The sequence below is a fragment of the Methylobacterium sp. 190mf genome (genome assembly GCF_900107945.1).
Lineage (GTDB): Bacteria > Pseudomonadota > Alphaproteobacteria > Rhizobiales > Beijerinckiaceae > Methylobacterium.
Map to the genome: position 1 here is coordinate 24,546 of NZ_FNVI01000038.1, position 11,328 is coordinate 35,873.

At 62.9% G+C, this 11,328-nt stretch carries 8 protein-coding genes and 3 pseudogenes; 3 read left to right on the top strand and 8 right to left on the bottom strand.

Annotated elements, in window-relative coordinates; translation table 11 throughout:
* Nucleotides 1–27: 27 nt before the first annotated feature.
* Nucleotides 28–540 (top strand): annotated as a pseudogene (locus C4T42_RS28645) (L,D-transpeptidase); the annotation flags it as partial.
* Nucleotides 541–2,183: 1,643 nt separating this feature from the next.
* Here C4T42_RS28645 and C4T42_RS28655 read toward each other — a convergent pair.
* From C4T42_RS28655 to C4T42_RS28670, 4 genes are all read right to left on the bottom strand, one after another.
* On the bottom strand, nucleotides 2,184–2,543 hold the full coding sequence (locus tag C4T42_RS28655; protein WP_020096473.1) for a hypothetical protein: 360 nt from the start codon (nucleotides 2,541–2,543) through the stop codon (nucleotides 2,184–2,186).
* A 10-nt stretch (nucleotides 2,544–2,553) separates the two neighbouring features.
* On the bottom strand, nucleotides 2,554–3,642 hold the full coding sequence (locus C4T42_RS28660; protein WP_244603303.1) for a molybdopterin-dependent oxidoreductase: 1,089 nt from the start codon (nucleotides 3,640–3,642) through the stop codon (nucleotides 2,554–2,556).
* Nucleotides 3,643–4,035: 393 nt separating this feature from the next.
* The gene (locus tag C4T42_RS28665; RefSeq protein ID WP_103986327.1) at nucleotides 4,036–5,352 is read right to left on the bottom strand and encodes an ATP-binding protein; all 1,317 of its coding nucleotides are present in this window, start codon (nucleotides 5,350–5,352) and stop codon (nucleotides 4,036–4,038) included.
* Complete coding sequence (locus C4T42_RS28670) at nucleotides 5,349–6,011, bottom strand: response regulator (protein WP_020096476.1); 663 nt, start codon at nucleotides 6,009–6,011, stop codon at nucleotides 5,349–5,351. The genes C4T42_RS28665 and C4T42_RS28670 overlap by 4 nt, the downstream gene beginning before the upstream one ends.
* Before the next feature lie 252 nt (nucleotides 6,012–6,263).
* On the opposite strand from C4T42_RS28670, the gene C4T42_RS28675 reads away from it, so the two are divergent.
* Nucleotides 6,264–7,028, top strand: a complete 765-nt coding sequence (locus tag C4T42_RS28675; RefSeq protein ID WP_020096477.1) for a L,D-transpeptidase — start codon at nucleotides 6,264–6,266, stop codon at nucleotides 7,026–7,028.
* Between the two features lie 772 nt (nucleotides 7,029–7,800).
* Here the strand turns inward: C4T42_RS28675 and C4T42_RS32240 are convergent.
* The 4 genes and pseudogenes from C4T42_RS32240 to C4T42_RS28695 form a co-directional block, all read right to left on the bottom strand.
* A pseudogene (locus tag C4T42_RS32240) lies at nucleotides 7,801–8,115 on the bottom strand (IS701 family transposase); the annotation flags it as partial.
* Nucleotides 8,116–8,131: 16 nt separating this feature from the next.
* Nucleotides 8,132–9,093 (bottom strand): IS630 family transposase gene (locus C4T42_RS28685; RefSeq protein WP_103986329.1). Its coding sequence is split into 2 segments (ribosomal slippage): nucleotides 8,132–8,754 and nucleotides 8,754–9,093, totalling 963 coding nucleotides; the frame shifts between segments, so codons are not numbered across the junction.
* Nucleotides 9,094–9,164: 71 nt separating this feature from the next.
* Nucleotides 9,165–9,750, bottom strand: a pseudogene (locus tag C4T42_RS28690) (transposase); the annotation flags it as partial.
* Between the two features lie 245 nt (nucleotides 9,751–9,995).
* Nucleotides 9,996–10,808, bottom strand: a complete 813-nt coding sequence (locus tag C4T42_RS28695) for an SDR family NAD(P)-dependent oxidoreductase (protein WP_103986330.1) — start codon at nucleotides 10,806–10,808, stop codon at nucleotides 9,996–9,998.
* Nucleotides 10,809–11,031: 223 nt separating this feature from the next.
* Here C4T42_RS28695 and C4T42_RS28700 point away from each other — a divergent pair.
* The coding region (locus C4T42_RS28700; protein WP_146074059.1) for a transposase at nucleotides 11,032–11,328 on the top strand (297 nt) is incomplete at its 3' end.

Genomic DNA, 11,328 nt, shown 5'->3' on the forward strand with positions numbered 1-11,328 from the left:
GCCTGAACGGCTTCACGGGACTCCGACCTGCCAGATACCAGGGTGGGATCGCTGAACAGTCCCGGTGTTTTACGCCAGTACGCCGCGATCACCGATCGAGCCGTTCCCGGTTGCCGCCGTCAACCCGCGAGACCTGAAGGTCCGCAACGTCCGTCACGTCGTCGACAATCCGACCCGGGGATCAACGGCACGATCGTGGTCGATCCGTATCGGCGCCTTCTCTAGCTCGTTCCGGAGGCCGGTCAGGCGATGCATTACGGCGTCGACGTTGGTAAGGCCGGCTTCGAGTTCACCGGCACGGCGACGGTCGCTCGCAAGGCCGCGTGGCCGCGTTGGACACCAACGCCCGACTTGCTTCGGAGCGGAGCGGGCCATGGGCCGGCGGGCGGGGAACGCAACCCGCTGGGCGCGCGGGCCCTCCACCTGAGGATGGCAAGAACACGCTCTATCGTATCCACGGCACCACGGAGCACCGGCGAAGCGGTCTCGTCAGGATGCATCCGCATGCTGAACCAAGACGTGATCAACCTCTATCGGCGCGAGTCGACGTTCTGGGTCCTGGCGAGAGCGCGGCAACGGCGGCCCCTGAAGCTGATGAACCAGGCCTGGAACGTTCGTAAACCGCAACGGGCGACGATCACCTCATGCAAGCGGATTTCTTATCATCGCTGACGAGCTGCACGGACTGCCTTTGTCCGGCCCAAGCTCGTCGCCGAAGGCAAAGACGGTGATCAGACAGCGCCGCGTCAGTCGGGCTTAGCCTTGAGGGCCAGGACGGAACTGGGGCTGTGAATGCGTCACCCCTCCCATTGAGAGATCAAGCTATGAGGCGGAGCGCGCGAAACGATGATCCGGATTACGTCGTCAACGCTCTCGCGGGTCAGCGCAACATCTGGGCACAGGTCGCGTGCACAGGCGCCTTGTTAGTGGCGCTCCTGCTTATCTCCGCTGTTTGCGAACCGTCAGCTGCCTTGGTCACACCCAGCAAAACAATCGATACTCGATGCCGGGCCGCGCATATTTCACATGACGGGCACAAGATCATTTCCGCTCACCAAACCGGCGAACCGAACTGAGTTCGACCCAAGACATCGAGAAGTAGCATGCGAAACTGATGGTTACCATCGGCAGGTCACACGATCTTATATAATTTTATATTTTATTGTTTCGGATGTTGTAAAATCCATTCAAGGGCTGCGTTCGAATCTTTTATGCCCTAAGACCATTTGGGATCCAACCGGAAAGACAACCTGATACAGAAACTCCACAATAGCCTGCTGTGCAGTCATGGCGTGCTTGGCCGCCTAGTCGAGCGCCGACTGTCCAGCGGAGGGCTCGATCTAGCCAAACGTGCCGACATCCATCCGCAGCCTGTCGATGTCGATCAAGATGCCACTCCCGTTTGTTAGGCAACCGGCATCGTCATTGGCGAACTGGCCTCGTGTTAGCACCCAGCGGGTCCGGCCGTCGGTTGAGGTCACTCGGTACTCTGTAAGTAACTGAACCCCCACCTTGGCGCTGCGCCAAACCAGAACGCGAACCTTGTCCCGGTCATCGGGATAGATGGCAGCGATCTAGGCCTCGGAGGCGATGCCGGTTTCGGCCGCTGCCGGATCAACGTTGAACAGCGGCGCTATGAACCCCCCCAACGCGCGCCTGGCCGGTGGTGGCGTTCCACTCTCAACGACCGATGATGGCCTGTTCGTCGAGCGCGCACAGGAACGCTTCATGCCAGGGCTGATCATCAAGGCATCGAGATTTGGGCTTCGGCATCGTCACGCCCGCATTTTGACTGCGTACGCGTTCCCGCGAACGATGTCACCCCACATATTTGCGAGGCACGCGGCACATTAGCGCAACCGAAGCGTGTAGACCGCTATTAGTTGGCGCAGGGAGCGTATTATGAATTCAGCCACGGCTTGGTGTGTGCATGAGCGAAGATGCGATGGGATAGATAATGCGGCCTCAGTGCGTGCCTTCTCTGGATGAGGCTGCCGATAGTGGCGCCTCCGCTCGTCCTGCATCGCTGAACTACATCAAAATTCCGATCCCGAGCACCGCGAATCCTCTCGAAGCATCCGACGGCGGACACATGATCTGGCCGATAACGCCGAGCTGGCTTCTCTCTGCAAAGCTCGAGCGCCAAGCGAGGTGAATGGGCATTCTTTGCCTCACTTCCAAACCTACCCGCGGCGGGCCGACTCGCCTTTGACGCGGGCGAGGTAATCAACGATCACTTTCGCGTCGTCAGGCGTGATTGGCGCCTTGTAAGCAGTGATCATTTTGTCCACGACCTTGTGCCACTCCTCCCAGGAGAGGGCCGGCTGATTCAGGGTGTGGTCGGCGGAGTGACAGGCCACGCAATTGGATGCGATGACCTCAGAGCCGGGGCCTTCGGGGAAGCCAACATCGTCGCCGAACGGCAGGTCGACTTCGGGCTTGGAATGAAGCTCCAGCGGCGCGGCAGCCAATGCCGCCGAAAGCCCTGCGCTGAGACCAGCAAGGGACGCGGCGAGGAGCACCGTGCGTGTGCGTCGGGTCATGGTTCTCTCCTCAAGCCGCGATCAGATCGACGGTCTCGACCTGATTGGCCATGTACCCGCCTGGGTTCCAGACGCGCTGCATCGGCTGCATAACCCGATCGGTGTTGGTGCAACGGGCTGTCACAGTGTGCGCGCCGCGTACTGGCAAGCTGATCGTGGTCTGCCACTGTCGAAAACCGTAGGTGCCTTCATCCCTTCCCAGCACCGTCGGTTGCCAACTCCGGCCGCCGTCGAGCGATAGGTCCACCGCTGCAACGCCGCGGTCGCCCCCAAACGCGATGCCGCGCACGAGCTGCGGCGCCCCCACTGGGACGGTGTCGCCGGACTTGAGGTTGGTCACGAACGAGCGGGGCAGGTTCCTGGTGACCGGAATCATACCGTAGCCCGTCTGCTCGGGCTCGACCGTGTAATTGGGGGTGTCCGGCACACGATAGCTCCGCGTCGTCCACACGCTAGGATCGGAGTGTTCCATCACCTCTATGTTGTTGAGCATCTTGATCCAGTAGACCGCACTCCAGCCGGGGACGATGAGCTTCAGCGGGAAGCCATTCAGCATTGGAAGCTGTTCGCCATTCATCGCAAAGGCCAGCATCACCTCGCCATCGCGGGCGTGATCAAGGCTCAAGGACTTCACGAATTTCGGCGCCTCTGGCAGGATCGGCTCGTCAAGGCCACCGAACAAGACGTGCCCGGCGCCGGCCTTCACGCCTGCACGGTCGAGCACATCCTTGAGGCGCACGCCGGTGTAAAGGCCGTTGCTCATCGAGCCGTTCGCCCATTGGGCGCCGGCGGTCCGCGGTCTGGCGTAGAGGCGCGAATTTCCGGCGCACTGGCTGACCGCCGCGATCTCAAAGCGTGGCAGATCGTGCATCAACTCGTGAAGCGACAGTGATTGTGGCCGCTCAACCAACCCATGGATCTTGAGAGCGAACGTGTTGATGTCGACGCTCGTCGGGAAGGTCGCCCAATGCCAACTGACGAAGTGCTGATTGTTCGGCGTGAACACGCCCTGGTCGAAGACGTCGAAGGGCGTCTCCAGCCACGGTGGCCGCGTACGCTGGACGATCATGCGTCCCTTCTCAGGGTAGGTGGTCGTCATGGGCCGGGTGCTGGGACCACCTGGCACGTGGAAGTCGATCGTCTCGCCTGAGGCCTGGCGGGTGAGCAGGCCGAGTCCACCCATGGCCGCTGCCGACAACAGGCCACGGCGACTCAGGGCCGATGACGAAGGGGTACTTTTCCGCATCACGTCGATGTCCCACTCAGCCAACGCCTAGGCGGTCGGCTGCGGGCATTCGAACCTCTCAGCTTAAGCCAACCTTAAGCGCGCCGGGTCCGCCCCTAGCGAATAGACATTCCTTACCGCCGCACGCGCTCTCATGTGGCGCCCCGTCAGGGTTGAGCATCATAACGTTGCCCGGCGATGAGGTCGGGAGTGCCCGTTCCAGGCTTGAGCGGTTACCTCCCGCTCGCAGGAGCTCGTTCCAGCCGCCTAGGCGGCCGCGAGTTCCACCTCCAACCCCGAGCGATCTTGACGATTGCGGAATCGCAACTTGGCACCGCTCCGTCGGGCCGCCATTTCCGAGATTGCCAGTCCGAGCCCGCTACCGGATGCGCTCTTGTGGCGACCGCGGTAGAAGCGCGTCGTCACGTGCGGCATCTCCTCCTCAGGTATCCCTGGCCCTTCGTCCCTGATGAAGAAGGCAGTGCCGCCGGGCCCCACGCCCCACTCGACCGTGCCGGTGGTCATGTGATGAATGGCGTTCTCATGCAGGTTCCGGATCGCGAGCCGTAGACTCTCTGGATCGCCACGCATCTTGAAGCCGCGAAGGCGTGGATCGATGATCGTCCGGATGCCTTCCGAGACACGCATGCCTTGCACCGTCTCGGCGATCAAGACACCCACATCGACCTCGGTGAGGGGCCCGCCATCCAACTCGGCATCGAGACGAGCGGCATCGAGCAGTTGGCGCACGAGACGAGTGGTCTGGTCCACAGCCGTCAGGATCTGTCGCAGCGCCGCCTTCGCGACACTGGGATCCGGGGTAGCCATCGCAACCTGCGCCTGGGTCTTCAGCCCTGCCAATGGCGTCCGTAACTCGTGCGCAGCGAAAGCCGTAACCGTTCGCTCGTGCCGCCGTGCGATTTCAACCTTGAGGAACAGTGCGTTCAGGGCAGTTGCGAGAGGGCGTACCTCAGTTGGGGCACGGCCGGCATCGATGGCGCGCATATCGTCTGCATCGCGGGCTTCCAAGTCACGGGTCATACGCCGAAGCGGGCGCAGGCCACGGCCGAGGCTGACCCAGATCAGTATGCCCAGCAGCGGAACTACGAAAAGGACCGGGGTCAGAAAGCTTCTCACGAGGTCGGTGACCAAGCGTTCCCGCAAGCCGACTCGATCGCCAACTAGGACGCGAATGCCTTTATCCGGATCCTCAACCGTGAAGACACGCCAGATATCGCCGTTGACCTCGCGCTCGGAGAAGCCCGAGGACGCGTCCGACATGCGGTGCTCCGGGGCCTCGCTCGACCGGGCCAGCATGCTCCCCGACAGCGACCAGATCTGGCAGGCGATCTGACGTTGGTATCCTGTCGGAGACGCAAGCGTAGCGGGCATTCGGGAAGTTGAGTCTTTGTCGACCTTGTCCACGACCGACACGACCATGCGGGCCGCTTCCTGAAGCTGGGTGTCGACGAAGTGCTCCACCTCCCACTTTGAGCTTAAGTAGATCCACGCGACCGCGCTCAACCAGATCAGGCCGGTTGCGACGAGTAGGATGGCGAATAGCCTGACCCGAAGCGACCTCATGCGACGGCTCTCATCCGGTAGCCGAGACCGCGGACCGTCTCAATCGTGTGCTTGCCGATCTTGGCGCGCAGGTTGTGGATGTGAACCTCCACGGTATTGCTCTCAACTTCCTCCTGCCAGCCGTAGAGCCGCGCCTCTAACTCAGCCTTCGAGCGCAGGACATGCGGACGCTCCATCAGAGTGATGAGCACCATGAACTCGCGTCGTGAGACCGTGACGGGTCTATCATCGACCGAAACGGTCTGCGTGCCGGGATCAAGCCGAATGTCCCCATGAGTCAGCATGGCCGAGGCTCGGCCGACGGCGCGGCGAACGACGGCACGAATCCGGGCGGAGAGTTCGTCGAGATCAAACGGCTTGCCGAGATAGTCGTCCGCGCCGCCATCGAGCCCCTCGACTCGGTCAACGATGGCGTCACGCGCCGTCAGAAGCACGACCGGCGTCAGGTTGCCTCGGGCGCGCAGCGTGCGCAGGACGTCCAGGCCCGATCCGTCCGGCAGCATGAGATCCAAGACGATTGCGGAGAACTCTGTCGTGCGCAGCGCGCAGGCTGCATCCTCGCAGGTCCCGACACAATCCACGGTGGCACCGGATAGGCCGAGACCGACCCTTAGGCCATCGGACAGGATCGGATCGTCCTCGACCACAAGTAAGCGCACAACTGTCTCCTTGGCTGCCCAGCACCCTACGGTGCTGCCTTAAGCTTGGCTTAAGCTGCGTCTCGGACTGGCCGTACCCTGTTCCGGAAGCCGAACGCGTCGCCGATCATGCCGAATTTCACTCATACATCCGATGTGTCCTGCGGTGAACGAGGCTCAGGATCCGACGTGATTAGAAGGATTCCCGAAACGAGTGGACCTGCTCACGGCAGGAGGACAGATCCATGTGGAGGTTCGCGCAGGGCGCGGAGCATGGTTCGGATCGCATCGTGGCTCGCCATTGCCTCGGCACTCGGCGCTTGCACAGCCTCGATGGGGCCTCAGCCCCAGGTCGGGGCGATGGGCCCTCGGTTCAGCCCGGACGTACTCCGGCGGTATGCGGCCCTGAGCGACGAACCGTTCCCGGTTCCCGCGATCGATCCGAAAGACCTGAAAGCTCCCTACATCCGGCGTGTTGTAGATTACGCCACCCAGGAGCAGCCCGGCACTCTCATCGTCGATCCCTATCACCGTTACCTCTACCTCGTCATGGAGGAGGGCAAGGCGATGCGTTACGGGGTCGGCGTCGGCAAGGCCGGAATGGAGTTCACCGGCTCCGCGGTCGTCGGACGCAAGGCGGCGTGGCCGCGCTGGACGCCGACGCCTGACATGTTGCGGCGTGAGCCTGAACGGAATGGCCAGTGGGCCGGCGGCATGGCCGGAGGCGAGGGCAACCCGTTGGGCGCGCGCGCGCTGTACCTGTTCAGAGAAGGCCGGGACACGCTGTACCGCATCCACGGCACGGTCGAGCCTTGGAGCATCGGAGAGGCGGTGTCGTCGGGATGCATCCGCATGCTGAACCAGGACATCATCGACCTGCACCGTCGCGTCCCAGTCGGTACCCGGGTCGTAGTCCTCGGCGTCCAAGGCCCCGTGGCGGCTCAGCAAACATGGACCGAGCCGCACGATGCAGTGTCTAATGGCATCAGCGAGATAGACAGAGAAACCTACGTCGCTCGCAGACAGCCACCGGCATAGCGGTTTTGCCAAGCAGATGTCGCTGTTCCAGCCTCCGGCGAGAAACTCGGACATCTCATGTATCGAGCGGCAGCAGAATCTATCAGCGCCGAGTGTCGGGCTTTGCGTTTCTAATGGTGGGCGGCCGGCCTTCGGCACGAGCGAGGTTGCGCCCCGTCAACCTCCTGTGTGGATGGCTCCCGCGCTACAGGGGAATCTGTGACGGTTCGCCGTTTCGCCCGGTGCCGTCTTGTGTCCGGCCTGTTAGCGCGGTGATCGACCGCTGGCCTTGATGGTTTCTGCGGATGATGTCCCATTCCGCTTCGCGGGCTTCAACGCCCTGGACAGTTTAGCGGGTTGTCCCCCCAGGCGCCTGACCGGTGGAGTGCCATCGCTTCACTGGGATCTCGCAACCTTCTTCGCGCGGCACCGCGTTGATTGGTGAGCTCCTCCTCAGGCAGCGGCGGTGCCGAGCGCGGGCGTCCGGTAACTCTGGCTCGCACCATGCACGTCCCATCGGTCAACGCCGATGATCGCGCTGCCGTGGCCTCGCTGTTTGATGCCGTGCAGGCGTGAACCAGCGTGGACCTCGCCTATGTCGATGAGGGCTACACAGGTGAGCGCGCGGCGGAAGCAGCAGCCGATCACGGCGTCGCCTTGGATGGCGTGAAGCTGCCCGAGACCAAGCGCGGCTTCGTGCTGTTGCCGCTACGCTGGGTGGTCGAGCGTGCTTTTACCCGCAATGGCCGCCTCCGCCGCCTGGCCCGCGACTACAAACGCCTGCCCGCCACCTTAGGTTCGCGAGGTAGATCTTGCGCTCGCCTGACGAACGCCACCCGCCGACCAGCCAGCCCTCGGCCCCGGGCAGGTGCCAATTGTTGGCCCAGACCGCCCCATCCCCGATCCGCACCCGGGTCACGGCAAAGCGCGCCGACAGCGCCCTCTTCGTGCCGAATCGCCACGTCACACGCCTCCAGGGCCGTGCGGCCAGAACCGCCTCGGCCTCGCGCGGCTCCTCGTCCGGCACGGGCCTGCGCGCCCGACCCTCGGGCGCGACGAGCTGCACGACTGGGTCGTGGACTCTCTGGTTCATGTCAGTACCGACCGACTAGAGCTATTCCCGGTCAGGTAGCGACGGCCAAGTCGTCCTCGTAGCCGGCTGCGGTGATGTAGTTGCGGCACTCCTGCGGCGTGAAGCGCGTGAAGGCCTGAGGGATCGCCGCCCAGAGATCCGGGATCGTGCGAGCGGCCGCGCTGCGCAGCAGCGCCTTCAGCTTTGCGAAGGCCTGTTCAATCGGGTTGAAATCAGGGCTGTAGGACGGAAGGTAGAGCAGCCGCGCTCCTGCGGCCTCGATCGCATCCTGCACGCCGGCGACCTTGTGGGCTGGCAGGTTGTCCATGATGACGATGTCGCCCGGCTGCAGCACCGGGATCAGGGTCTCGGTGACATAGCTGCAAAAGCGCGTGCCATTCGTGGGACCGTCCAGCAGCGCGGTCGCGCACAGCCCGCTCGTGCGCAGGGCGGCGGTGATGGTCGTGGTTTTGTAGTGGCCAAACGGGGCGGCAAGCCGGCAGCGCTCGCCGCGTGAGGCCCAGCCGTAGCGCCGGGCCATGTTGGTGGCGGCCGCTGTCTCGTCCAGGAACACCAGCCGGTCCGGATCGAGCTCGGGTTGTGCCTCAAACCACGCCTCGCGGGCCGCTCTTACGTCTTCACGCTCCTGCTCAGCTGCGAACGTCGCCCCCTTTTCCAGGTGATCGCGTGTCGCTGGAAGAAGCGTGACAGGCCGCTTGTGCTGGTCTGGACGCCCTGCTCAGCCAGTCGGTCGTGCAGCTCGCGCAGGAAGAGACGCGGCTCCTGCTCGGAGGTCGCCAGGATCAGTGCGGCATGCGCCTCGATGCGCTGCGAGGTGTGATCGCCGCCCATCGGCTTGGGCGCGACATGGCCCTCTTGGTGCGAGCGCTGCGACCAGCGGCTGGCGCTCGACACGCTGACCCCAAAGCGAGCTGCGGCTCGGTGGCACGAGGCCCCTGCCGCCACAGCAGCCACGACACGCTCGCGTAAGTCGACGGACAAGGATGAAGGCATGGGCATGCTCCTACACCCGTCAACGCGCCAGCCGCTAACCCGTCGCAATCCGCCCGGGACCGGCTCTAGCACAGGCCACGCGCGTCGAGGCCATGGCGGAAGACGGCGCTCGTGCCATAGCCCGCGTCGGCGGGTACGACGCCGAAGCGCACACCCGCCGCTTACAGGCGATCGAGTTCGGCTTGAGCGATCTCACCTCTGCTACGCGGCGCGATCACCACGTCGCGCACGCCGGCCATCGCGCACCGCTCCGGCTCGGTCACTCACACGTCGGTCAGGAACAAGCGCAGCCCGACAGCAACCGGCACCTCACCCTGCGCCAAGGTGAGGGAGACGAGCGATTGGCAGTTGGCCTCCTTGCCTAGCGCCTCGCGGTACTGGCGCGCGACACCCCGAGCGCGGGCCCTTCTTCGGCGGCGCCGTGCCGTCAATCACGAGGCCGGCGTCGGACCCGCCCACCAGCCGATCCGCTGTGCGGGCCAGTTCGGCCCAGAGCTGTGCGTCGTCCCAGGCCAAGCTGGCGTGGAAGTGCTGGAGCTGATCGTGCCCGGAGAGGCCGATGCGGGCCGCCATCGGCTGCAAGCTTTTGAGATCTCCGGAGCCGAGAAGGCCGCGCAGGCATAGCGGCGCCCAGCATCGGCGAGTCTTGTGCTCCATGGCGGAGAGGAACGGCGTCGGTCATGTATCGAGACCTGGATCGAACGAAGCCTGTGACATCGTCGCCTCCCGGTGCGACCGCAACGGAAGGAATAACGCACCGGCGGCACCAGAGTGCCCCGATAACTCTAGCCAGCTGCCTTAGCGTCGAGTGCTGCTGCTGTATAATTGCTAAATCCAGATACAGTGCCTTGCTCCTTCGTATCGACTGCCTGGCTTTTCTGGGTCAGCAATTATTCAGCTATTTAGCCCTGCGCCTCCTTCGCCAGCTCGTCCCAAGCCTCCCAGGTATCAATCCGCTGTCCATAAATTTGTCGGATAATTGGGAGCACGTTTCCTAGCATTAACCTCAACGGCGGCTGCTCACAATCAACTATCTTTAGTATGGCCTTCGCAGTCACCTCAGGGTTTCCGAAAAATTCAGGGGCCAGCATTTCCGCTAGTTTTTGACGATGTTCGTCATAGACAGGATTTTGCGTGGACTGACGAGCAGATGCGGCAAAACCTGTCCGGTAAGCTCCCGGCTCAATTATGGTAATTTTGATCCCTAAAGACGCAACCTCTTGCGAGAGAGCTTCGGCAATCGCCTCGACCGCGAACTTAGTTGCGGAATAGATACCTGTCGTCGCTAGAGATACGAGTCCGCCGCCACTCGATACCGGCAGTATATGCCCACTGCCTTGTGCCCTGAGGTGAGGCAGCACCGCCTGGAGGAGATTCAGTGTCCCAAAAACATTAGTTTCAAAATTCGCTCGCGCCTCATCGATGGAAACTTCCTCGATTGCGCCCATCTGCCCATAGCCAGCATTGCTTATCACTACGTCAAGCCGGCCAAGCTTGTGTCGTACTTGTTCTATCGCGTCGAAAACTGCTGCACGCTCTGTGACGTCGAGCTTAAACGCCAGCAGCCGGTCTCCGTATCGCTCCTGCAAACCTCCGAGATCACCGATGTCCCGAGCCGTTGCGGCCACCTTGTCACCACGATCGAGCGCTGCCTTAGCCCAGATGTGTCCAAAGCCACGTCCCGCACCTGTGATAAGCCAGTTCTTCTGCGACACTTATCTACTCCATCTTGCCTCGGAAGCCCCCCAAAAATCACATCTAGATTTCTGGATAGCGGCCATTCATCAAGGTCTTTTGCTTATACGCTGTCGTGTGCCGACCGGTTACACTCCTTGCCCCACGCGTCTGAGAACCCGTCCGATAAGGGTCTGAGGCGGGGTTGAGTGGCCGGGATGGCGATGGCTCCAGGCGGGTGCTGAAGCCTGACCTGGACCTGCCATGTGGACCCCGACCACCCGGCGGCAGCATAGCCGCGCGGGCCTTCGCTATGAAACTGACCTGACCGATGCCGAGTGGGCGGTGATCAAGCCGCTGATGCCGAGGCCTGAGCCGCGCGGGCGGCCTCCGGTCTGGACGACGCGGGAGATCCTAAACGCGATCTTCTACGTTCTGCGCGGCGGTATCGCATGGCGGCTGATCCCCAAGGATCTACCGCCGCGTTCGACCACGTTCGGCTACTTCAGCCGCTGGCGCGACACAGGGCTGTTCGGCCGGATCAACCACCACCTCGTCATG

Excerpts from the sequence above, each read along its gene's own strand:
- C4T42_RS28655 (WP_020096473.1), bottom strand. The coding sequence starts at position 2,543 with ATGACCCGACGCACACGCACGGTGCTCCTCGCCGCGTCCCTTGCTGGT.
- C4T42_RS28660 (WP_244603303.1), bottom strand. The coding sequence starts at position 3,642 with ATGACGACCACCTACCCTGAGAAGGGACGCATGATCGTCCAGCGTACG.
- C4T42_RS28665 (WP_103986327.1), bottom strand. The coding sequence starts at position 5,352 with ATGAGGTCGCTTCGGGTCAGGCTATTCGCCATCCTACTCGTCGCAACC.
- C4T42_RS28675 (WP_020096477.1), top strand. The coding sequence starts at position 6,264 with ATGGTTCGGATCGCATCGTGGCTCGCCATTGCCTCGGCACTCGGCGCT.